19 protein-coding genes are annotated in these 22,802 nt (G+C 71.6%); 5 read left to right on the forward strand and 14 right to left on the reverse strand.

The genetic code is table 11. From position 1 onward, the window contains the following. Nucleotides 1–325: 325 nt before the first annotated feature. Entirely contained in the window at nucleotides 326–3,217 is a 2,892-nt protein-coding gene (locus tag V6V47_RS14280; RefSeq protein ID WP_334628710.1) for a glycoside hydrolase family 48 protein, read from the reverse strand. A 791-nt stretch (nucleotides 3,218–4,008) separates the two neighbouring features. Between V6V47_RS14280 and V6V47_RS14285 the strand changes: the two genes are divergently transcribed. After that, nucleotides 4,009–5,352, forward strand: a complete 1,344-nt coding sequence (locus V6V47_RS14285; protein WP_334628667.1) for a GH1 family beta-glucosidase — start codon at nucleotides 4,009–4,011, stop codon at nucleotides 5,350–5,352. 68 nt (nucleotides 5,353–5,420) lie between these two features. On the opposite strand, the gene V6V47_RS14290 is transcribed toward V6V47_RS14285, so the two are convergent. From V6V47_RS14290 to V6V47_RS14300, 3 genes are all read right to left on the reverse strand, one after another. Continuing rightward, entirely contained in the window at nucleotides 5,421–5,843 is a 423-nt protein-coding gene (locus V6V47_RS14290; RefSeq protein WP_442934233.1) for a roadblock/LC7 domain-containing protein, read from the reverse strand. After that, nucleotides 5,840–8,407 (reverse strand): sensor histidine kinase, encoded by a 2,568-nt coding sequence (locus V6V47_RS14295; RefSeq protein WP_334628668.1) that lies wholly within the window; start codon nucleotides 8,405–8,407, stop codon nucleotides 5,840–5,842. Before V6V47_RS14295 ends, V6V47_RS14290 begins: the two co-directional genes overlap by 4 nt. Before the next feature lie 100 nt (nucleotides 8,408–8,507). After that, nucleotides 8,508–9,920, reverse strand: coding sequence for an FGGY family carbohydrate kinase (locus V6V47_RS14300; RefSeq protein ID WP_334628669.1), 1,413 nt, complete (start codon nucleotides 9,918–9,920; stop codon nucleotides 8,508–8,510). A 261-nt stretch (nucleotides 9,921–10,181) separates the two neighbouring features. Between V6V47_RS14300 and V6V47_RS14305 the strand changes: the two genes are divergently transcribed. Further along, nucleotides 10,182–12,119 carry an anthranilate synthase family protein gene (locus V6V47_RS14305; protein WP_334628670.1) on the forward strand — a complete coding sequence of 646 codons (1,938 nt, stop codon included), beginning with the start codon at nucleotides 10,182–10,184 and terminating at the stop codon, nucleotides 12,117–12,119. 66 nt (nucleotides 12,120–12,185) lie between these two features. Here the strand turns inward: V6V47_RS14305 and wrbA are convergent, their stop codons facing one another. From wrbA to V6V47_RS14330, 5 genes are all read right to left on the reverse strand, one after another. Further along, nucleotides 12,186–12,803 (reverse strand): NAD(P)H:quinone oxidoreductase, encoded by a 618-nt coding sequence (wrbA, locus tag V6V47_RS14310; RefSeq protein ID WP_334628671.1) that lies wholly within the window; start codon nucleotides 12,801–12,803, stop codon nucleotides 12,186–12,188. A gap of 292 nt (nucleotides 12,804–13,095) precedes the next feature. Beyond that, nucleotides 13,096–13,464, reverse strand: coding sequence for a DUF3037 domain-containing protein (locus V6V47_RS14315; protein WP_334628672.1), 369 nt, complete (start codon nucleotides 13,462–13,464; stop codon nucleotides 13,096–13,098). After that, nucleotides 13,461–14,219, reverse strand: coding sequence for a HipA family kinase (locus V6V47_RS14320; protein WP_334628673.1), 759 nt, complete (start codon nucleotides 14,217–14,219; stop codon nucleotides 13,461–13,463). The genes V6V47_RS14315 and V6V47_RS14320 overlap by 4 nt, the downstream gene beginning before the upstream one ends. A gap of 42 nt (nucleotides 14,220–14,261) precedes the next feature. Next, on the reverse strand, nucleotides 14,262–14,654 hold the full coding sequence (locus tag V6V47_RS14325) for a hypothetical protein (RefSeq protein ID WP_334628674.1): 393 nt from the start codon (nucleotides 14,652–14,654) through the stop codon (nucleotides 14,262–14,264). A gap of 65 nt (nucleotides 14,655–14,719) precedes the next feature. Continuing rightward, nucleotides 14,720–15,298, reverse strand: a complete 579-nt coding sequence (locus tag V6V47_RS14330) for a hypothetical protein (RefSeq protein ID WP_334628675.1) — start codon at nucleotides 15,296–15,298, stop codon at nucleotides 14,720–14,722. Between the two features lie 63 nt (nucleotides 15,299–15,361). Between V6V47_RS14330 and V6V47_RS14335 the strand changes: the two genes are divergently transcribed. Continuing rightward, nucleotides 15,362–16,471: a winged helix DNA-binding domain-containing protein gene (locus V6V47_RS14335; protein WP_334628676.1), complete on the forward strand. Its 1,110-nt coding sequence runs from the start codon at nucleotides 15,362–15,364 to the stop codon at nucleotides 16,469–16,471. Between the two features lie 50 nt (nucleotides 16,472–16,521). Here the strand turns inward: V6V47_RS14335 and V6V47_RS14340 are convergent, their stop codons facing one another. From V6V47_RS14340 to V6V47_RS14355, 4 genes are read right to left on the reverse strand one after another with little or no spacing between them, the layout of a single operon-like run. Next, complete coding sequence (locus V6V47_RS14340; RefSeq protein ID WP_334628677.1) at nucleotides 16,522–17,730, reverse strand: ABC transporter ATP-binding protein; 1,209 nt, start codon at nucleotides 17,728–17,730, stop codon at nucleotides 16,522–16,524. A 10-nt stretch (nucleotides 17,731–17,740) separates the two neighbouring features. Further along, entirely contained in the window at nucleotides 17,741–18,583 is an 843-nt protein-coding gene (locus V6V47_RS14345; protein ID WP_334628678.1) for a carbohydrate ABC transporter permease, read from the reverse strand. 1 nt (nucleotide 18,584) lies between these two features. Then, complete coding sequence (locus V6V47_RS14350; RefSeq protein ID WP_442934234.1) at nucleotides 18,585–19,556, reverse strand: carbohydrate ABC transporter permease; 972 nt, start codon at nucleotides 19,554–19,556, stop codon at nucleotides 18,585–18,587. Next, nucleotides 19,553–20,839, reverse strand: coding sequence for an ABC transporter substrate-binding protein (locus V6V47_RS14355; RefSeq protein WP_334628679.1), 1,287 nt, complete (start codon nucleotides 20,837–20,839; stop codon nucleotides 19,553–19,555). Before V6V47_RS14355 ends, V6V47_RS14350 begins: the two co-directional genes overlap by 4 nt. A gap of 374 nt (nucleotides 20,840–21,213) precedes the next feature. Here V6V47_RS14355 and V6V47_RS14360 point away from each other — a divergent pair, with 374 nt between their 5' ends. Continuing rightward, entirely contained in the window at nucleotides 21,214–21,645 is a 432-nt protein-coding gene (locus V6V47_RS14360) for a hypothetical protein (protein ID WP_334628680.1), read from the forward strand. Between the two features lie 50 nt (nucleotides 21,646–21,695). Then, nucleotides 21,696–21,974 carry a hypothetical protein gene (locus V6V47_RS14365; protein ID WP_334628681.1) on the forward strand — a complete coding sequence of 93 codons (279 nt, stop codon included), beginning with the start codon at nucleotides 21,696–21,698 and terminating at the stop codon, nucleotides 21,972–21,974. A gap of 24 nt (nucleotides 21,975–21,998) precedes the next feature. On the opposite strand, the gene V6V47_RS14370 is transcribed toward V6V47_RS14365, so the two are convergent. After that, complete coding sequence (locus V6V47_RS14370) at nucleotides 21,999–22,796, reverse strand: L,D-transpeptidase family protein (RefSeq protein WP_334628682.1); 798 nt, start codon at nucleotides 22,794–22,796, stop codon at nucleotides 21,999–22,001. Nucleotides 22,797–22,802 lie beyond the last annotated feature (6 nt).

Here is a 22,802-nt window from a genome sequence, read left to right on the forward strand (position 1 = left end):
GCACCACGACGCCGCCGGGGACAGGTGAGAAATGGGCAAAAAAGCGGAGAGGCCGCCACGGGGGGAGCGGCCTCTCCGGTGACGTACGTTACTCCGTCAGGGTCCGCGGTGTGATCCCGAGACGACCCGAATTTCTGGGCTTTTTCGCGGCAGCCTCCAGTCCGGGCGGTGGGACGGGCCAGCCGATCCGCTGCGTTGGCCGGATGGCCGGCCCGCCCCGGCCTGACCGTGGGTGTCAGGCCGTCCGCCGGCCGGGTCCCGTCGATCCCCCGGACCCGGCCGGCCCCCGGGGGGGGGGGCGCACGCCACCCCCCCCGGGGCGCGGTCAGCCGTTCGGGAACAGGTTGCCGAAGTCGGCGTACGCCATGGCGACGTCGGCCTGAGCCCAGAACCGGTGGTAGTTGAAGCTGGGTTCGGCGCCGCCGTTCAAGTACGCCTGCACCTTGGGCCAGTCCGGGTCGTTCTTGTAGAAGGATCGGATGTCGACGAAGCTCTTGCCGGCGGCGATGGCGTCGCCGTTGGGCATCGTCCCGGTCCAGCCCGGCGGGACGTAGAGGCCCTGGCCGGTGCTGGCGTTGTAGGTGTCGTCGAAGCGCCGGTAGTCGCCGCGCTTCTCGGTGGTGGAGACGCCCTTGGCGTCACTGACGCTGTAGAGCGCGTCGAGCAGCCCCTTGGCAGTGGTCTTGGCCGCCGCGTTGCCCGACTTGGCCGCGTACGCGGTGAGGGTCCGGGCGTAGGCGGCCGCGACGCCGACGTCCTGGCCGCGAACGGTAACCTCGACGTGCAGGTTGGTGTTGGGCTGCGGGTCCGCAGGATTCCAGGTGGTCGGCTGACCGGTCCAGGCCATGTCCGACGGGATCGACCAGTTGGCGCCGACGGTGGTGTTGGCGATGGCCCACGGCACCCACTTGTCCAGCAGTGCCTTGGCCTTGGCGTTGCCAGTCTGCAGGTACAGCTCGGCGATCCGCTGCATCGACCAGGCCTGCATGCCGAACCACTGGTTGGACGGCGGGTCGTTGTAGACCGGGTCGACGTCGTAGTACATGCCGTAGAAGGTGCTGGTGCCGGCGGGCGGCTGCCCGTAGTTGCCGCCCCAGCTGTTGGTGGCGCCGCCGGCGATGCCGCCCTCGGCGGACTGCAGCCAGGTGTAGAACTCCAGTTGCCGTTCGAAACTCTTGGTCCAGTCGGCGACCGCGGTCGGCGACTGCGGCTTGAGCTCCGGGGTGTTGGTCAGCGCCCAGGCCGCGAACGGGTTCTGGTAGCCGAAGTGGTTGTGGCTGGACCCGATCCGCCAGGACCAGTTCTGGTTGGGCTCGTACGCGCCACCCCAGGCGTAATACCAGGACATCAGGTAGTGCGCGGAGTCCTTGCCGCTGCCGGCCGGGCAGGTGCTCGCCCCGACGCAGTTGCCGATCTTCTTGAAGTACTTGTCGAACATGGAGTAGCGCAGGTAGTCACCCATCTTGGCGGCCTTCGCCACGGTGGCTGCCACGTCGGCCTGCCGGCCCTGCGCCTTGGCCCAGGTCAGCGCCCAGTACGCGGCCTGCACGGCACGGGCGTCGGCGTCCGGGGCGTTGGTGTACTTCCACTGCTTGGCGGGGGCCGCGGACTCCTTGATGAACAGGTCCAGGTAGCCGTACGGGCCGCCGGCGGTGAAGGTGTCGCAGGACGGCTGCGGCACGGTCTCCCAGACCGACTCCTGGGTGCCCCGCTGGAACGTGTTGATGTACGCCGGCCGGGTGGTCTTGTCGCCGCAGCGGCCGAACTTGTACGTGTTGTCGACGTCGAGCAGCCAGTGCATGCCGTAGATGTCACCGGTGCCGTAGGTGGACTGGAGTTCACCGCGTAGCGGGTCCTGGCCGACCGGCACCGACGGCTCCAGCGCGGACGGGTACTGGCTGGGCAGGTCGTGCTCCGCGGCGTACTGCGGCGTGCCGGCGGCACCGGCGGTCGGCTGGTCCGAATGATTCGGAATAATGTATTTTTCCATCACGGTCCAGGCGTTGTTGAACGGCGCCCAGTTCTGGGTGACCCGGCCGTACTGGGCCTCCAGCCAGAGCCAGAAGCTGAACGCCTCCGACGTGGTCTCGTGCCCGTGGTCGGGCGCCTCGACGATCAGCGTCTCCACCGAGTGGTACGGCACGCCCTCGGGGCTGAAGTAGCCGGAGTTCTTGATCTTGCCGTACTGGTCGAGGAAGCGCGCGGTGTAGACGTTGTCGCCGCCCGGGGTGTCGTTGTCCACCTCGGTCGCGGTGACCGCGAGCGGTGCGTAGCCGGTGGCCGAGGCGGTGACGGTGGCGGTGCCGCCGATGGTGTCGGTGTCCTCGGCCGCCGCGACGGTGACCGTGACCCCGGTGTTCCAGTTGCTCGGGGTGAGGCTGACCGTGGCGGGTGAGACGGTGATGTCGGCGTCGCCGGTGCGGGCCAGGCTGACCGGCACGGTGCCCGTCGGGGCGGCACTGAGTGTGAGGTTGACCGTCGAGCTGCCGCCCTCGGTGACGGCGACCGCGGACGGGGTGGCGATCAGCGTCGGCCCGGAGGCGGCGGTGACGGTGAACGACTTCTCGTCGGTGGCGCTGAGGTTGGCGTTGTCGTACGCCTTGGCCTGCACCGTGTAGGCGCCGGCCGGCAGGTCCTCGAGGGTGTAGGCGTACGGGGCGGTGGTGTCGGTGTTGACCAGCAGGCCGTTGCGGTAGAACTCGACCTTGCTGATGCTGCCGTCCGGGTCGCTGGCGGTGGCGGTCAGCGGCACGTCGGCCGGCGCCTCGAACGGGCCGGCCGGCACGCTGAGCCCGACGGTCGGCGGCTGCTGTGGCGCGCCACCGCAGGTGACCCCGTTGAGGGCGAACGAGGTGGGCTTGGCGTTGGTGCCGGTGTAGGAGCCGTTGAAGCCGATGTTGACGCTGGCGCCGGTGCCGAGGTTGCCGTTCCAGGACTCGTTGACGGCGGTGACCTGGTTGCCGGTCTGGCTCCATCGTGCCGACCAGCCCTGGGTGACCCGCTGGTTGCCGGGGAAGGCGAAGGTCAGCGTCCAGCCGTTGACCGGGTCACCGAGGTTCTTGATCGTCACGTTGGCGCTGAAACCGGTGTTCCAGTCGTTGGTCGCGTAGACGACGTCGCAGGCGGGCGCGGCCTGGGCGGCGCCGGCGGGCAGGGTCACCCCGCCGACGGCGAGCGCGGCGGCGGCGATGATCGCCAGTCGACGGCGTCGTGCCAGTTGTCTCATGTGCGCGGTGTCTCCTCGGACCAGGCCGGGTTGGTCCCGGCGGGGCGCCTGCCCGCGAGGGTGGTGGTCCGCGGGGATTCGAGGCGCCGGGAAGGTGGTCACCCGGGCCCGGGCCGGGGGTACGGCGGCGCGGCCGGCACGGGGTCGGGTCGGCTGCGCTCGGGTGGCCGTGACCGGAGGTCGTGCTGCCGGTTGCCCTCGGCGGACCCGCGCTGACGCGCTCTGGCTCCTGTCGCGTTGAATCGACAGTCTGCCATGGAAGCGCTCCCACAACAAGCGCACGGCGAGCTGATTCAGTCACATGTTTCGATCTCGTTTTGGGTCTTTCACAAAGCCGTGACGGGCGTTACAGTCGCAGCATCGTCGATGGGAGCGCTTCCATCGATCGGCCCGAGAGCTGACGACGGGCCAGCCCGGACGCCGCCGTCAGCCATCGACCCGCCACACGGAGGGAGGTGGAACCACAGCCACTCGCGTGGCCCGGCTCCCGCGCGACACACACGGCAGGACCGACATCTCGCCCGTGCGTGTGCAGTTACGGTGGGGACGGGGGTTGCCCTCCCCCGTCCCCACACTAAACCCCCGTACTCGATGGGAAAAGAGGCCGACGGGACAGGCGCACCGCGCCGCCCGGTCGGCCTCGTTCGCTGTCCGGGCCCCACTCCGCCGCACCCCGCCACCCCCGACCACCACGACGGCCGGCTGACCGGGCCGACCGCCCCTGGCCTATGCTGGGAGCGCTCCCGAATGTTCGCGGCGGCCCGTATCCCCGAGGAGAATCCATGTCGATACCCACCGGGCCCGTCGGCCCGCTGCGCTTCCCCCGCGACTTCGGCTGGGGCGCGGCCACCTCCGCCTACCAGATCGAGGGCGCCGCCAAGGAGGACGGCCGCGGCGAATCGGTCTGGGACACCTTCAGCCGCACCCCCGGGCGCACCCACAACGGCGACACCGGCGACGTCGCCGCGGACCACTACCACCGCTACGCCGAAGACCTCGACCTGATGCGCGACCTCGGCCTCCGCAGCTACCGCTTCTCCATCTCCTGGCCCCGCATCCAGCCCGACGGCACGGGCGCGCCCAACCAACGCGGGCTCGACTTCTACCGCCGCCTCCTGGACGGCCTGCACGAGCGCGGCATCGCGCCGATGGCCACCCTGTTCCACTGGGACCTGCCGCAGGCGTTGCAGGACCTCGGCGGCTGGGAAGAACGGGACACCGCCCTCCGCTTCGCCGACTACGCCGACGCCGTCTTCCACGCCCTCGGCGACCGGGTGCCGGCCTGGCTGACCATCAACGAGCCCAAGACCGTCGTCCAGAACGGATACCTCGACGGCCACCACGCCCCCGGACGCCAGGACCCGGACGCCGCGTACCTGGTCGCCCACCACCTGCAACTCGCCCACGGCCTCGCGGTCCACGCGCTGCGCGCCACCGGCGGCACCGGTCGGATCGGCCCCGCGTTCAACCTGCACCCCTGCTACCCCGCCGACGACTCACCCGAGGCGGCCACGGCCGCCCAGCTCTACGACGGGTACGAGAACCGCCTCTACCTCGACTCCGTGCTCAAGGGCAGCTACCCGCAGGACGTCCTCGCCGACCTCGGCCCACAGAGCCGGATGGTCCGCGGCATCCGCGACGGCGACCTCGCCGTGATCTCCGCGCCGGTCGACCTGCTGGCCGTGCAGTACTACACGCCGATCTACGTCACCGCCGACGGCGGCACCGAACCGCGCTGGCCGACCACCGCCGCCGGATGGCAGCAGATCTACCCCGACGGGATGTACGACATCCTGACCCGGGTCACCCGCGACTATGGCCCGATCCCGCTCACCGTCACCGAGAACGGGCTGCCCACCGCGGACCTCCTGGCCGCCGACGACACCGTCGACGACGCCGGCCGGATCAGCTTCCTGCGTGACCACCTGGCCGCCGCCCACCAGGCCATCACCGCCGGGGTGCCGCTGGAGAGCTTCCACGTCTGGTCACTGCTCGACAACTTCGAGTGGAACGAGGGGTACGACCAGCGGTGGGGTCTGGTCTACGTGGACTACCCGACCCAGCGGCGGGTGCTCAAGAGCAGCGCACACTGGTACCGCTCGGTCATCGCCGACAGCGGCTTCTGACCCGACGGCCGTGCCCCGGACGGTGCGGCTCCGCTGAGCCGGTGACCGTCCGGGCACGGCCGGACACCTCAGCGGGGCAACGCCTGCTGCAACTCCGCCCGCAGCGCCGGGGTGAGCATCTCCCCCGCCTGCTTGGCCAGCCGGGCCATCTCGTAGCCCACCACGCCGATGTCCGCGTCCCCGGCCGCCAGCGTGGCCAGGATCGACCCGTCCCGCACCTGCATCACCAGGAAGTACCCCCGGCCCATCTCGACCACCGTCTGCTTGACGACGTCGCCGTCGAACATCTGGGCCGCACCCGCGGTGATACTCATCAGCCCGGAGGTCACCGCCGCGAGCTTGTCCGCGTTGTCGCGGGGCAGATGGTCGGAGAGCGCCACCAGCAGCCCGTCGGAGGAGACAACCACCGCGTGCGCCACGCCCGGCACCCGCTCCGCGAACGCGCTCACCAGCCAGCTAAGGTCCCGCGCCTCCTGGCTCAACGTCGTCACTGTCGTCGTCCCCCTTCTTCGTGCCCCCGGGACGGTGGCACGGGTATCTCGGTGGTGTCCTCAGCCTCGGCCCGCCGCACCCCGCTGTAAAGCCGCGAGAGCATGCCGCCGACCGCCGCCGGGTCCAGATCGTCGCGCGTGGACGCCGGCGCCGGCTGAGCCGGCCGGGTGACCGCCGAGAGCTGCGCCATCGGCACTCGCACCGGCAGACCCCGCTCGTTCGTACCCCCGGTCACCGGGGTGTTCGGAGGAACCGTCGGCGCCGGCCCCGCCGACCGCGTCGGCTCGGCCGGCCCCTGCCGGGACCACCAGCCGCCGCCGACAGCCGCAGCCGCCGGGGTGAGCACGTCCTCGGCCCGTACCGGCACCCCGCTGGCCTGACGCGGCCCGGCGGCCCCCGGCGAGCGCCCCGCCACGGGCAGGTCCAGCGGCACCATGGCCGGCCGCGCCGGCCCGGACGCGCCGGTCGGCCGAGTGGCGCCGGGCACCCGCTGCGCACCCGCACCCCGGGACGCCCCAGCGGCCAACATCCGGGCCGACACCGGCGGGTCCAACTCCACCGTGCCCGCCGGAGCCAGCAGCGCGGCAGGCAGCACCAGCCGGGCCACCAGGCCGTCGCGGCCGCCGTCCAGCCGCACCTGCGCACCGAGCCGGGCGGCCAGGTGACTCACCACGAACAGACCCATCCGTTCGACCGCCGCGACGTCCGCGGCCGGCGGGCTGGCCAGCACCGCGTTCGCCTCCGCCAACGCCGACGGGCTCATGCCCAGGCCCCGGTCGGCGATCTCGATCAACGCGGTCGCGGCCTCGACCCGGGCGTTGACCACCACGACGGTGTCCGGCCGGGAGAACGCGGTCGCGTTCTCCAACAGCTCCGCCAGCAGGTGCACCAGCTCACCAACGGCGTGCCCGACCAGGTAGACGTCGCCCACCGACTCGAGGCGGACCCGCTGGTACTGCTCGATCTCGGCGGCCGCGGCCAGCAGCACCGCGCCGAGGCCCACCGGCCGGTTCCACCGCCGGGTGGAGTCGGTGCCCGCCAGCACCAGCAGGCTCTCGTCGTTACGGCGCATCCGAGCGGCAAGGTGGTCGAGCTTGAACAGGTTTTCCAGCTGGTCCGGGTCGCTCTCCTCGCGTTCCAGGTCGTCCAGCAGCTCGAGCTGCCGCTCCACCAGCACCTGACTACGCCGGGCCAGGTTGACGAACATCGCGTTGACGTTACGTCGCATCAGCGCCTGCTCGACGGCGACGGAGACCGCGCTCCGGTGCACCGCCACGAACGCCTCGGCCAACTCGCCGATCTCGTCGAGCGAGCGGACCACCGCCGGCGCGACCTCGATGCCCGGCACACCGCCGGTGACGGTCCGCAGCCGGTCCAGAGCGTCCGGCAGCTCGACCTGGGCGATCCGCAGCGCCTGGCTGCGCAGCAGCCGCATCGACCGGGCAACCGACCGCCCGACGAGCAGCGAGATGAGCAGTGCGAACAGCAGCACCGCGACGATCCCGCCGACCACCAGCAGGGTGGTCCGCAACTGACCGGAACTGACGTCGTCGGCCTGGCGCACCGCGTCGTCGAGCACGCCCGCCTCGAACTGCCGCAGCAACTCCTGACGCTGCTCGCTGGCCGTCCACCACTGCTCGGCGGGCAACACCGCGGACGTCGCGGCACCGGTCGGCAGGCTCCGCTCCTCCAACCCGGTGGCCGCCTGGAACGCCGGGTCCACCGAGGTCTCGTCATAGCGGCGGATCTGCTCCGGGGTGGCCGCCACCCGGAACGCCCCGAGTGCGGTCAACTGCTGGGCCCGCAGGTCGCTCAGGAGCACCCGGTCCTCGGTGCCGTACCGGCCGGCCCGCGACGCGGCATAGAGCTGGGCGCGTACCCGGGAGGAGAGCTCCTTGACCCGGGCCAGCTGCACGTAGCGCAGCACCGCGTCGCTCAACGCCGGCCGGTCCTGACCCGGCGTCGGCTCGGCGAGCAGGTCGAGCAGCGCGTCGATCGCCCGGTGGTAGTTGCTCAGGATCGTGTCGTTGCTCAGCACCGCCGGCGGGACCGCCGGTCGGATGTCGACCACCTGCTCGTACGCCTCCAGCACCTCGGAGAACGCGACCCGCCAGGACGCGTCGGCGTCGGCCAACGGCTCGGCGGCCCGACGCAGGTCCACGATGGCCCGGTCGGTGGCCGACTGCAGCGGCTTCAGGGCGGTGGCCGCGGTGTCCCGGTCGCCACCGGAACCACCCTTGCGCAGCTCGCCCAGCTCCCCCGCGGAGCGGTCCCGCTCCTGCTGAAGCTGGTGCACCGCGCCGGTGATCTGCCGACCGATGCCGACCTGGCGGGCGAAGTCGTTGAGCGCCGCGGTCCGTCCCACCAGCGTGGTGGTCTGCACGCCGGCGAGCACGAGGAACGCCACCGACGGCACCACCAGCACGGTGGCCAGCTTGGTGCGCATCCGCCAGTCCCGTAGCCGGAACGGCGAGCGGCGCCGGTGCGGGACGACCCGAACGTCGAAGCGACGCCGACGATGGTTGGACACCGCGCCGTTCACCGGGTCGGGACCTACCGCCACCCTGCCTCCTCCGTCCCTACCGTGTCCGCCGCGGCCCGGGGAGCGGAGTCCATCCAACCAGGCTCGGGAGCGCTGTCAACGGCCCGGGCAGGGCGAAGGTTCAGGAAGGATACTGCGGGTGCGAACGTCCTGTCGTGGTCGGCAAAACCAACTCGTCCGTCCGGCCGATGTCCGCGAGCTCCGCAGCGTCACCGAAGCGGCCCAACGCCACCAACGCCGCACCGGTGGCACCGATCTCCGGATTACGCTGGTGCGACACCGGTCGCGGCGCGAGCGCGGCCGCGAACGCCTGCCGCCACCACACCGAGGCGGCCACCGCGCCGCCGCCCAGCACCACGCCGACCGGTTTGTCGATGGTGGACTCCAGCACCGCAAGATCCTCCGCGACCAGCTCGCACAGCCCCTGCATCAGACCCGCCAGGATGTCCACCGCGGTGGTGCTGAAGCTGATCCCGCGCAGCTCACCGGTGCCCGCCGGCGCCAACCCCGGTGCCCGGTCGCCACCGAAACGCGGGTCCGCCGGGCGACCACCACCCGGCGGCACCAGCGCCAACGCCGCGTCCAGCTCGGTGCCCTGGGGCAGCCGCAGCTCCCGGTCGGCCCAGGCGAACAGATTGCCGCCGCTCGAGTACGCCGCCCCGGTCACCACGTGGTCGTGGTCGACCCGGTAACGCCAGAGCCGTTCGGGCAGTCGGGGCAGCGGCTCACCGGCCGGGATGCGCTGCATCAACCGGACCGCCGCCGAGGTGCCGACGGTGACCGCGGCCCGGCTCGGGTCGGTGCAGCCCGAGCCGACGTTCGACGCCCCGCCGTCACCCACCGGCGGTGACCAGCGGGCCTCGGCGAGCTGCGGCCAACGACGGGCGTGCTCGGCCCGCAGCCGGCCGTGCCAGTCCAGCTCACCCAGGGGCGGCAGGTCCTGCGGTCGCGCCCCGGCCAGCGTCAGCGCCTCCTCGTCCCACCGCATGGTGCCGAGGTCCAGCAAGCCGGTCCCGGAAGCCTGGGAAACCGACATGGGCGCCGCGTCGAGCAGCTCACCCAGCACGTACTCGGGCAGGCCGACGAACCGGGCGATCGACGTCCCGGAGTGCTCGCGCAGCCACGGCAGCCGCATCGACCAGTAGGTGCGGTGCCACCAGCAGCCGGTGCGCTGATGGAAGCCATCCGGGTCGGTCGGGCCCGGCGCCCCGCCGACCGGCCCCGGCCGCGTGTCCAGCCAGGTGATCACCGGGCCCAACGGTGTGCCGTCACGGTCCAGCGGAAGCACCGAGTGCCACTGCGCGGAGACCGCCACCAGGTCGACGTCGCGCAGGTGCCCCGCGGCGGCCAGCTCGTCGAGGCACTCGACGAGGCAGGCGAGGTAGCCGGGACCCGACAGCGTGCCGGTGCCGTCGTCGCCGATGGCCAGACTGACCTTCCGCCGGGCCAGCGCGCCGGGCAGCGGTTGGGTGTCACCGTCCAGCACCAGCCCGCGTACCGAGGAGGTGCCCAGGTCGAGCGCGAGAATGTTCATCGCCGGTCAAGTTACCCGGTGCCGACCGCGCGGGAACCTCGGTCGGGCCGGGCGTACCGGTACGCCTGATCGGGCTACCGGCCCGGCCGTCAGCGCGTAGGGTGGACCGCATGCTCGCGCAGCCGACCCGCTGGTGGCCCGCCGACCCGGCGGCCACCCCCCGCGCGTAGCTCCATCCACGCGGCCGCCACAGAGGCGGCCGCCGGATCTCCCAGCCCGGATGGTCGCCCACTGGCGACGCCCGGCCCGACGGAGACTTCGATGACCCACCTGACCGATCTGCTCGCCGCCATCACATCCGGCGTCGACCCCGGTCCCTTCGCGCTGCTGCGCCGCGACGGCGCCGACGACCTGGAGCTGTTCACCGGCCCGGTCGGCGCGGTCGACCGACTGGCGGACATCCCACTGCCGCCGGGCACGCCCGGGCCGCGGACGCTGGCCCTGGTGCCCTACCGGCAGATCACCGAACGCGGCTTCGCCTGCCACGACGACGGCGCGCCCCTGGAGTGCCTCCAGGTTCGCGACCACCAGCGGATCGACCTGGCCGACGCCCTGGCCGCGCTGCCCGACCAGCCGGTCCACGCCGTGGACGCCGCGTTCGACGTCACCGACGAGGAGTACGCGCGGTCCGTGCAACGCGTGCTGGCCGAGGAGATCGGCCGCGGTGAAGGCGCCAACTTCGTCATCCGCCGCAGCCTGCACGCTCGGGTGCAGGGCCCGCCGCTGGTCGCCGCCCTGGCCGCGCTGCGTCGACTGCTGATCGCCGAACGGGGCGCGTACTGGACGTTCGTGGTCTACACCGGCACCCGGATCCTGGTCGGCGCCAGCCCCGAGCGGCACGTCAGCGTCGACGACGGGCTGGTGCTGATGAACCCGATCAGCGGCACCTTCCGGCACACCGGCGGCGAGCCGGACCGGGCCGCGCTGCTGCGCTTCCTCGCCGACCCCAAGGAGGTCGAGGAGCTGTACATGGTGCTCGACGAGGAGCTGAAGATGATGGCCACCGTCGCCGAGCACGGCGGCCAGGTGATCGGCCCGTACCTGAAGGAGATGTCGCACCTGGCGCACACCGAGTACCTGCTCGCCGGGCGGGGCACCCGCGACGTGCGGGAGGTGCTGCGGGAGACCATGTTCGCCCCGACCGTCACCGGCAGCCCGATGGAGAACGCCTGCCGGGTGATCGCCCGCCACGAGCGCGGCGGGCGAGGCTACTACGCGGGCGTGCTGGCCCTGCTCGGTCACGATTCGGCCGGCCGGCAGACGCTGGACGCGCCGATCCTGATCCGTACCGCCGAGATCTCCCCCACCGGGCAGCTGCGGGTGCCGGTCGGTGCCACCCTGGTCCGGCACTCGACGGCCGCCGGCGAGGTCGCCGAGACGCACGCCAAGGCCGCCGGGGTGCTGGCCGCCCTCGGCCTCGGGCCGGCGGCGCCCGCCGGCGGCCGCGGGCCGGTCGCGCGGTTGGCCGACGACCCGGCGGTACGCGAGGCGCTGGCCGCCCGCAACGCGCCGCTGGCACGGTTCTGGCTGGATCAGCGGGCACCGGACGCGCCGGGGCTCCCCGGGCTGGTCGGCCGCCGGGCGCTGATCGTGGACGCCGAGGACACCTTCACCGGGATGCTGGCCCACCAACTGGGCGCGTTGGGTCTCGCGGTCACCCTGCGGCCGTGGCACGCCAGCGGCCCGGTCGACCCCTACGACCTCGTGGTGGCCGGGCCCGGACCGGGCGACCCGGGCAGCGTGGCCGAGCCGAAGATGGTCGCGCTGCGGAGCCTGCTCGCCGGGCTGCTGGCCACCGGCCGACCGACCCTCGCGGTCTGCCTCGGTCACCAGGTGCTGGCCGGGATGCTGGGGCTGCCACCGCACCGCCGGGAGGCGCCCTACCAGGGCCTGCAACGCGAGGTGCCGCTGTTCGGCCAGGTCCGCCGGGTGGGTTTCTACTCCACGTTCACCGCCCGCGCCGAGGTCGACCGGTTGGACACCGCGTACGGGCCGGTGGAGCTGGCCCGCGACGAGCGCGACGGAGCGGTGCACGCCCTGCGCGGACGCGGCTTCGCCGGGGTGCAGTTCCACCCGGAGTCGGTGCTCAGCCCGGACGGGCTCGCCGTGCTCGCCGACCTGTTGGGTGACCTGCTGCCGGCGTCACCACCGGACGAGCTGTCGAGGCGACGGGGCATGGTCGTCCCACCGCTGGGGTAGGGCTTCATCGACCGGTGGCCGGGCGGGCCGAGAGCCCCCGTCCGCGCCACCGGTCGCCCGCCACTGTTAGCCAGCCAGGCCCTGCTTCAGCGCCGCGCCGATGTGCACCGCCCGCCGGGCGGTCAGCGCGGCGGCGCCCCGCGCCACGGTGTCCGGGGGGATCTCTCCGTTGTTGCTGGTGTGCGAGGCGCCGTACGGGTTGCCGGCGATGTACTGGCTGGTGTCGGTGTAGCCAGGGGCGACCACGATGCCACCCCAGTGGTAGAAGACGTTGAAGAGCGAGGTCAGGGTCGTCTCCTGCCCGCCGTGCACGGTCCCCGACGAGGTGAACGCGGCGTAGACCTTGTTGACCAGCGTGCCCTGGCTCCAGAGCGGGCCGGTGGTGTCGATGAACTGCTTCAGCTGGGCGGCGATCATCCCGAACCGGGTCGGCGCACCGAGGATCGTCACATCGGCCCAGGACAGGTCGTCGATCATCGCCTCGGGCACATCCTGGGTCTCCAGGGAATGCGCGTGCCAGCCGGCGTTGGACTTGATCGCCTCGTCCGGTGCCAGCTCACGCACCTTGCGCAGCCGCACATCGGCACCCGCGTCCCCGGCGGCCTCGCACGCGGCCTGCGCCAACTGGTACGTGGTGCCGGTGGCGCTGTAGTAGATCACCGCTACCTTGACCTGAGCAGCCATCAGAAGTACCCCTTTTCCGTCAGAGTCAGCTCCGGCGGCTTCCCGTTACGTACGCCGTCAAACGGCGGCCGGCCGACGCCGCCCGGGCGGCAGTCGGCGACGGGCTCAAATTTTCCGCAAGTTCCCCGACATCCCCGCCCCCCGGCCGCCGCGGACCGCGATCCTGAACCCATCCGGCGCCGGCGGGAACCTGCCGCCGCCCCGCGCCGGGAACCTGAACGGGGGATCGCGCTTCGCCAGCAACGGCGCTGGCGCAGCGCGATCAGGGGCCCACAGCCCCACGATCGAACGATCAGCGGACCAGGGCCGCCATCAGTCGCTCCAGCTCCGCCGCCGGATCAACGGTGAGCCCGGTGTGCACCGGCCCCGTCTGGATCATCGTGCTGCGCGGCGCGGCAAGCCAGTGGAAGCGCTCACCGAGGCGCATCCGGGTCGCCGGCCCGTCGCCCGCGCAGGTCCGGTTCCAGGAACCGAGCACCGCCTCCACCGCCGGCAGGTCGACGTCGGGCGCCAGCGCGCGGACCCGGTCGGCGTCCAGGTGCGTACGCGCGGCCAGGAAGTCGCGCTGCTGGCAGTAGAGCAACACCCCGACGTTGATCAGCTCGCCGCGCTCGATGCGGGGCACCAGCCGGATGACCGCGTACTCGAAGGGTTGTCTCATGCCGCGCTCCCCTGCGGCAGCCAGTCGGCGGTGCGGGCGACCCGGGCGGACAGATGCGTCAGGTACGCCTCCCGCGCCTCGTCGCCCGTGTCGAAGTCCGCGGCGGTCAGCCACGCCTCCGGCACCAGCGCCAGCACCTCGCCGAGCAGCTCCGGCGTGATCCGGGGAGCCAGCTCGGCGTCGGCCTCGGCGAGCCGGTCGGCGTACGGCGCCAGCACGTGGTCCTCGGCCCGGTAGGGCCGGTGCACGGCCGCACCGGCCCGGGGCCAGTTGTGGTGGAAGTACAGGCACGCGCCGTGGTCGATGAGCCACAGCTCCCGGTGCCAGACCAGCAGGTTCGGGTTGCGCCAGCTCCGGTCGACGTTCTCCACGTACGCGTCGAACCAGAGCACCCGCGAGGCCAGCGCCCCGTCGACGGGGTGCGCGACCGGGTCGAAGCCCAGCGCCCCCGGCAGGAAATCCATCCCCAGGTTGGCGCCGCCGCTGTTGCGCAGCAGCTCCTGCACCTCCTGGTCGGGCTCCGCCCGCCCGATCACCGGGTCGATGTCGAGCACCACCAGGGGCGGCACCCGCAGGTCCAGCCGACGGGCCAGCTCACCGCAGATCACCTCGGCGATCAGCGCCTTCGGCCCCTGCCCGGCGCCGCGGAACTTCGCCACGTACGTGCCGAGGTCGTCGGCCTCGACCACGCCGGGCAGCGAGCCACCCTCCCGCAGCGGGGTGACGTAGCGGATCGCGGTGACCTGACGGAGCACGCCGCCCACCCTACTGTGATCTCCCGCTGCGCTCGCCGAGTGTCAGTCGAGCCTGTCGCGCAGCTTGTCGACCTGGCTCTGGAGGCGGTCCACCGCACTCTCGTTGTTGACGAAGGTGGAGATGCCCGCGGCCAGTCCCAGGCCGATGAGCACCGACAGGATGCTGAGCACCAGGCCGCCGATCGACACGCCACGGCCGGTCACCCCCGGTCGGGCGGCCATCTTGAGCCCGAAGATGCCCAGGATGATCCCGATGATGCCCAGCACCAGGCCGAGCCAGAAAAGGATGGCGGTCAGCACGCTGAACAGCGCGGCCACCCCGAAGACCAGGGCGAACGTGGCGGCGGCGCTGGTCTTCCCGCCGGTGCCCGACCGTTGGCTCCGGGACCCGGCCGTTACGCCGGCACCACGGGCCGGCTCGCTTGCGGCAGTCATGAGGCTCCCCTCCGTACGCGCGGCGCGCGCACTTCCGAGCGGCAGCCTTCCCGCTGCGACGGCCGCTATGCCCTTCCGCGCAGCCGGGTCCGGGCCAGCACCGCGTCGACGGCGTCGTCGAGTGCGTCGAGCGGGGCCGGAACGCGCAGTCGCTCGAGCAGCTCGGCGGGCGAATTGAAGCGTGTGTCGGAGAGGATCCCGGATTCGTCGATGACTCTCCCGTCGCCGCACTCGGCGAGCGCGATGACGGCCGCGATGCTCACCACCTGCGAGGTCGGGTCGCGGTGCGAGTCCACCCAGACGAACAGGCCCCACTCCTCGGGATCGTCACCGGGGTCCTCGGCACCCGGCAGATACAGCATGACGGTGACCAGGGCGCCCCCGGCCACGCCGGGGATCTCGAAGAACACGTCGAGGTCATCGGTCAGCACCTCCGCGAGCGGGTCGAGTCGTGCGTCGAGCACACGGTCCGACGCCGGGCCGCTCGGTCCACCCCGGCGCCGCGCCGTGGTGGCCGCACGGGCTTCCACCGCGGGCAGGCCGTCCGGTCGGCCGAGCAGCTCGACCAACCGGACGTTCGTGAGGCGAAGCGCCTCCCGCAGCGCAAAGGGCCGTCGCACCCGAAAGTGCCATTCGATCGCCATCCCGGAACCCTAGACGTCGGTGGTCCGCCTTACCCTGGCCGAGCACCTGGACGAAGGAGCTCGATGACGCACGACGTCACCACGGCAGACGCGCTCGCGCTGCGGATGACCAGCCTGCTACTACGCCCGCACCCCAGCGCCCACGCCGGGAGCGTCGCCGAGGTGGTCGAGTGGTTCGGCGCGATGCAGGCACAGGACCTGGCCAGCGGATTGTGGTCACTGGGCGCGCGTCTGCCCGGGCAGACGGTGGCCGACGTGCAGGCGGCACTGGAACGGCGGGAGGCCCTGCGCACCTGGCCGATGCGGGGCACGGTGCACCTCGTCCCACCCGCCGACGCGCGCTGGATGCTGGAGCTGACCGGCGTCCGGTCCCTGGCCGGCGCGGCGACCCGCCGCGCGCAGCTCGAGCTGACCGACGCTGACGCCGACCGGGCGGTGGACGTGCTCGGCGCGGCGCTGGTCGGCGGCGGCCGGCTCACCCGCGCGCAGTGCCTGGCCACCCTCCGCGCCGCCGGCCTGGGCACCGACGGTCAGCGCGGCTACCACCTGCTCTGGTATGCGAGCGTGCGCGGGGTGACCTGCCTCGCGCCGACCGTCGGCACCGAGCAGACCTTCGCGCTGCTCGACGAGTGGGCGCCCGGATCACATCGGCTCGACCGGGACGAGGCGCTGACGCTGCTCGCCCAGCGCTACGTGCGCGGGCACGGGCCGGTCACCGCCCGCGAGTTCGCCGGCTGGACCGGCCTCACCCTGACCGACGCACGGCGTGGGCTGGCCGCCGCCGGCGACGCGCTGCGCGTCGTGCGGGTCGACGGCGAGGAGATGTACGTCGACGCGGCCCTGGCCGACACACCGGCCGCCGCGGTCGACGACGTGCTGGTGCTGCCCGGCTTCGACGAGTACCTGCTGGGCTACCGGGATCGCACCCTGATGCTCGACGCCGCGCACCAGCAGGCCGTGGTCCCCGGCAACAACGGCATCTTCCAGGCCACGGTGGTCCGCGCCGGCCGCGTGGTGGCCGTGTGGAAGCGCAAGATCGGTCGGAAGGCGGTCACCGTGACGGTCCAGCCGCTGCTGCCGCTGGCCGCCCGCGATCGCGCCCGGGTGGAGCAGGCCCTGGCGCGGTACGCCGACTATCTCGAGCTGCCCCTAAGCGTCGACTGGCTCACCTGACCGTCGTGGTGCCGGCGGGCGGATCCGCCGGCACCACGTGGGTGACGCGGTCAGTCGGCGAGCGCGCCGGCGGCCCGGCCCTCGTGCAGGGTCAGGTTGCGGCCGTTGGCCGGATCGAAAAGGTGGATCTTCTCCAGGTTGAACCAGACCCGGCGCGGCTGTCCCTCGGCCACCGGGGACTCGGCCGACAGCCGGGTGACCAGGTTGCCGCCGGCTCCGGCGAAGTCGGCCGAGCCGGCGTCGGCGGCCAGCTCCTCCAACTCGGCGGCGCTGGCCCGCTCCCCCTCCACGGTGAAGTAGACGTACTTGTCCGAGCCCATCGACTCGACGATCTCCACCGGCGCCTCGAACTCCAGGCCCCGGCGGCGGGTGTCCTCGTCGATCAACTCGGCGTCCTCGAAGTGCTCGGGGCGGATACCGAGGATCAGCTCACGCGGCGCGTCGGCGGCCTCCAGCTCACGGCGCATCCGGTCACCGAGCGGCACCTCACCCAGCGCGGTGTGCAGCCCACCCTCCTGCACGGCGGCGTGCAGGAAATTCATCGACGGCGAGCCGATGAAACCCGCCACGAACAGGTTGCGCGGGTGGTCGTAGAGCTCCTGCGGCGGGCCGACCTGCTGCACCGCGCCCCCGCGCATGATCACCACCCGGTCGCCGAGGGTCATCGCCTCGGTCTGGTCGTGGGTGACGTAGACGGTGGTCGTGCCGAGCTGCTTCTGCAGACGGGACACGACCGTGCGCATCTGCACCCGCAGCTTGGCATCCAGGTTGGACAGGGGCTCGTCCATCAGGAACGCCTTCGGCTGGCGGACGATTGCCCGGCCCATCGCCACCCGCTGACGCTGCCCACCGGAGAGGTTGGCCGGCTTGCGGTCCAGCAGCGGGGCCAGCTCCAGCACCTTCGCCGCCTCGTCGACCTTCCGGTTGATGGTCTCCTTGTCGAGTTTCGCCAGCCGCAGCGGGAACGCCATGTTCTCCCGCACGGTCATGTTCGGATACAGCGCGTACGACTGGAACACCATGGCGATGTCCCGGTCCCGGGGAGCCTTGTCGTTGACCCGCTGCCCGGCAATGCGCAGTTCACCGGAGCTGATGTCCTCCAACCCGGCGATCATGTTGAGGGTGGTGGACTTTCCGCAGCCTGAGGGCCCTACCAGGATCACGAACTCGCCGTCGGCGATCTCCAGGTCGACGTCCTGCACGGCGACGGTCCCGTCCGGGAAGCTCTTGCTCACCTTGTCCAGCACGATGTCAGCCATGACTACTCACCTATCCCTTGACGGCGCCGGAGGTCAGACCGGACACGATGCGACGCTGGAAGAAGAGAACGAACAGGATGATCGGCACGGTGATCACCACGGCGGCGGCGCAGATCGCCCCGGTGGGGTCCTCGAACTGCGACGCGCCGGTGAAGAACGACAGCGCGGCCGGCACCGTACGTGACCGCTCGGTCGAGGTCAGCGAGATGGCGAACAGGAAGTCGTTCCAGCAGAAGATGAAGACCAGGATCGCCGTGGTGAACAGCCCCGGCGCGGCGAGCGGCGCGATCACCCGCCGGAACGCCTGACCCTGGGTGGCCCCGTCCATCTTCGCGGCCTTCTCCAGGTCCCACGGGATCTGCTTGAAGAACGCCGACAGCGTGTAGATCGCCAGCGGCAACGCGAAGGTGATGTACGGCAGGATCAGCCCGGGCCAGGTGTCGAAGAGGCCGAGTTGCCGCTCGATCTCGAACAGCGGCGACACCAGCGACACCTGCGGGAACATCGCGATCAGCAGGGAGACCCCGACCAGCAGGCCCTTGCCGGGGAAGTCCAGCCGACTGATCGCGTACGCCGCCATCGCGCCGAGGACCACCGCGACGAGCGTGGCGATCAGCGCGATGCCGATCGAGTTGATCAAGGCCCGGACGAACTGGTCGGTGTCGAAGATCGTCCGGTAGTTGTCCAGCGTCCATTCGCGAGGGATGAAGTTCCCGTCCGTGAGGGTGGCCGGCGTCTTGAACGACAGCGACGCGATCCACAGCACCGGGACCAGCGCGAAGACGACCACGAGGACGTCCAGGAGGCCCCAGCGCAGCCGGGCGCGGGTGGTGGTTTCGGTACCGGTGGCCATGTCAGCGCCTCTCCCCGTCGTCGCTGCCCGGGGCAGCGGTGCCGAACAGCTTCACGAAGACGAACGCGATGATCGCCACGGTGATGAAGATCAGCACCGACATCGTCGAGCCGATGCCGAGGTTCAGACCACGGATCAGGTTGTTGTAGGCGAGCATCGACACCGACGAGGTCTCGTTGCCGCCGGCGGTCAACACGAAGATGTTGTCGAAGACCCGGAACGCGTCCAGCGTGCGGAACAGCAGCGCGACCAGGATCGCCGGCTTCATCACCGGCAGCATCACCTTCGTGAACTTCTGCCAGGCGGTCGCCCCGTCGGTGGAGGCCGCCTTGAGCAGGTCCTCCGGCACCAGCGCCAGCCCGGCCATCAGCAGCAGCGCCATGAACGGAGTCGTCTTCCAGATCTCGGCGAGCATGATGATCGCCAACGAGCTGGCCCGCTCGGTGAGCGGCGCGCCGTCACTGAACAGGTCAGCCAGGTAGCCGGTGCCCGGCGTCCACGCGTACCGCCAGGAGAACGCCGCGACCACGGTGACGATCCCGTACGGAATGAGCGCCGAGGTCCGGACCAGGCCGCGCCCGACCAGCGTGCGGTGCATGATGATCGCCAGCCCCATACCGAGCACCAGCTCGACGGCCACGGTGACCACCGTGATCAGCATGGTCACCCCGAACGCCGTCCACCAGAACTCGTTGGTCAGCACGGTGACGTAGTTGTCCAGCCCGATGAACTCGCGCTGGTCGGGGAAGCGCAGGTCGAAGCGTTGCAGGGACAACCAGACCGAATAGATGATCGGGTACGCGGTCACCGCCACCATGACCAGAGCCGCCGGTGCACAGAGCAGCCAACCCAGCTTGCGTTCGGCCTTCTTGTTCTCACTCAGCGGCGGCTTGCGACGGCCGCGCTGGGCCGGCACGGTGGCACGCTGGCCGTCGGTCTCCTCCGGGATGGCGGTGGCGGCGGGCCGGGTCACGGCAGGACCCCCTTCGACTGGAGGGCGTCGGCGATGGCGTCACGCAGCTCGTCCGCGGTCTTCTGCGGACGGATCGCCGAAGGCGGCGACAGGATCGCCGACATGACGGTGGAGATGCTCTGATAGGCCGGGGTCAGCGGACGGGTCGCCGGGTCCTTCAGCTCCTCCAGGATGGTCTCCCTCATCGGGTACGCCTCGGCCATCTCCGGGTCGTCGTAGACGGCCTCGATGGTCGGCGGCACGCCGTCGTTGATGGCGGAGAACTTCTGGTGCCCGGCGTCGCGGATGCACCGGGCCGCCTCGAACGACAGCTCCGGGTGCCTGGAGTAGGAGCTGACCGCCAGGTTGACCCCGCCGATGGTGACCTTGCTGGGGGTGCCCTCGTCGATGCCGGGGATCCGGGCCCAGCCGACCTGCTTGGCCAGGTCCGGGTTCGCCTCCTGCAGGGCCGGATACACGAACGGCCAGTTCACCTGGAACGCTCCCGAGCCGGACTGGAACTCCAGCCGGACCGGATCCTCGGTGGCGTTGCTGAACGACGGCGAGGTCACGCCCGACGTGGCGAATGTCTTCAGCTGTTCCAACGCCCGGACCGTGCCGTCGTCCATCACGGCCTTGGTGCCGTCGTCGTTGAGGATCTTCCCTCCGGCGCTCTCGGCCAGGGTGTTGTAGAGGACGACCAGGCCCTCGTACTGGGCACCCATGGTGAGCACCTGGTACGGCTTGCCCTGGTCCCTGAGCTGCTGGGCCGCGCTGATCATCTGGTCCCAGGTGGTCGGCGGCTGCGGCACGAGGTCCTTGCGGTACCAGAGCAGCTGGACATTGGTGTTCTTCGGCGCCGCGTACAGCTTGTCCTCGTAGCGGGCGGTCTCCAACGGCCCGGCGAGGGTGCCCTGCTCGACCTCGGCCTTGTCCTGGCCGGTCCACTCGCGGATCCAGTCGGCGCTGGCGAACTCCTGGGTCCAGGTGACGTCCAGACCGAGCAGGTCCATGCCGGTGTCCTCGGCGGCCAGCCGGCGCACCATCTGCACCCGCTGGTCGTCGGCCTGCCGGGGCAGCACCCGGTACGCGATCTCGTACCGGGCCTGGGCCTGCGCGTTGCAGTCGTCGACGACCTTCTGCAGGTTCTGTTCGGGCGGGTAGTACAGGTTGATCGTCGGCGGGCCACCATCGTCACCGGAACCGCAGGCAGCCATGGGCGCCACCAGCGTCACCGCGGCGGCTGCCGCGACGGCGCGTACCCATGGTCGCCGTCGACGTCGGGCTTCGTCAGGGTCGTTCATCACCCCTCCCCTCGTGTCGGCCAGCAGCCGGGGAAGGCACCGTGCCCGGCGCACGGCGAATCGGTCGGGACGCTGGACCTGCGGAACGGCGGCCCGGACGTTTCGTGACCTCCACACTGCCCGAGCTGGGAAGTCGCGAAACCTGACGTCGATCCGGCCGCCGACACCGCGCCACGTCCCATCGGGTGATCGACCGACTACCCAGCGCGCGTGCGGTGGGCTAGCGTTTCCCTAGCGCCGCTGCCAGCGCGTTCGCCGCCGCCGTCGACACGCCTCCGGCCGACCCAGCCTGCCCGATCGGTTGGTAATCGCGGGAACGTCACACCGCCGCTCTTCCGGTTCGGCAGGATCGTCCCAACGAGGAGGTGCTCGTCGTGCAGGACACTCGCGCTCTCACCCTGACGTTCGAGGTGAGCGGCCTGCCGCCGGTCAAGACCGAAGCATTGTCCATCTTCGCCGCCGGCCACCGGCAGGCGACGAGGGTCCGCACCCTACTCCAGGCCGCCTGCGAGGCGTCCCAGCGCACGGGTTGGACACCGCTGCCCGGGCCGATCGAGGTCCACCTGGTGCTGCGCTGTCCGCCCGGCCACCGTACGTCCGACGCCAGCACCCTGCTCGGCGGCGTCTGCGCGGTGCTGCAGGACAAGAAGCGGGTCGCCAGCATCGGCCTGGCCCACCTCGGCGTCCTGGTGGACGTCGCCCTCTTCGCCGACGACCGGCAGATTCGCCGATTGTCGTACCAGGAGGAGCCGGCCGAGGAATTCTCGTACCAGGTGCGGATCGCCGCCGCACCGACCGTGGTTTGACCGACGTCCCCGGTGGGGTACCGCGGACGCCGACGAAGGGAGCACCACCGATGTCGGAGCCACATGTCACGCTCGACCCGCGCGGGCTCGACCCCGTGCAGCAGAAGCTGCGCGGCCCGCTGGAGGACCAGCTGACCTCGGCGCTCCAGGCGGCCATCGACCGGGTCCGCGCCGGCTACGCCGGCGAGCCGATTGAGCAGGTCTGCCAGCGACTGTTGGACGAGACCCGATCCGGGCTGCACCCCGACATCGCGGCGGGCTTCAACCCCGACATGGACGAGTTCTGCCGCGTGGCGGTCGCCATCGTCCGCGGCGGCGAGGTCTCCTGACCGGAGACCCCGCCGAGGCGCAGATCAGTAGCGGCCGAGCTGGTTGTACGGGCTGAGCACGATGCGCGGCGAGAGCGTCGGGTCCAGCCAGCTCAGCACATCGACCAGATCGGCGTGCGCGAGGGAGACGCAGCCGGCGGTCGGGTTGCCGCCGCTGGTGCTGAACTGGTGCAGGAAGATGCCGCTGCCCTTGTACGGCACCGGCGTCGGCACGGTCGGCGGCATGTTGTACGTGATGACCGCGAAGTGCGTGTAGGCGGGCACCTCCGTCCACAGCGCCTCACTGGCCCCACCCGGGTTGCTCGTGCTGTGCTGGAAGGAGTTGTACCGCGACGACGTCGGGTTCTCGTTCCACCAGTCACCACTGACGAGCCGGTGGTACGGGTACCGCACGCCCGGGTTCGCGGCGATGCCGTACATCGTCGAGCCGATCGCATAGACGCCGGTGGGCGTGCTCGGCACACCCTCCACGTGGTTGTCGCTGAACCCCTTGGACCCGATCCGGGCGTGCATCAGCGCCGAGGCCTGCTGCCAGCGATCCTGCACCCGCGTGTACGCCTCCAGGGTCGCGTACGTGGTGGTGGCGGTGGCGGTGGCGGTGGTGACGATGATGACCTGCTTCGTCTGCGCCGGCAGGGTCCGCAAACCGTGGGCCAGGTTACGGCGCCGCGGCGCCGTCGGGCGGACGGGCCGGGGCGCCGGCGTCGGGTCCCAGGCGGGCGCGGACGGGCGGGTCGCGCCCAGCGCGGGCGCCGTCGGGGCGAGCACCGCTGGCGTCACCAGGCCCGCCGCGGCACCGAACAGGACAGTTCTGCGCTTCATGCCGCC

Source organism: Micromonospora sp. CPCC 205539 (assembly GCF_036906815.1).
GTDB lineage: Bacteria > Actinomycetota > Actinomycetes > Mycobacteriales > Micromonosporaceae > Micromonospora.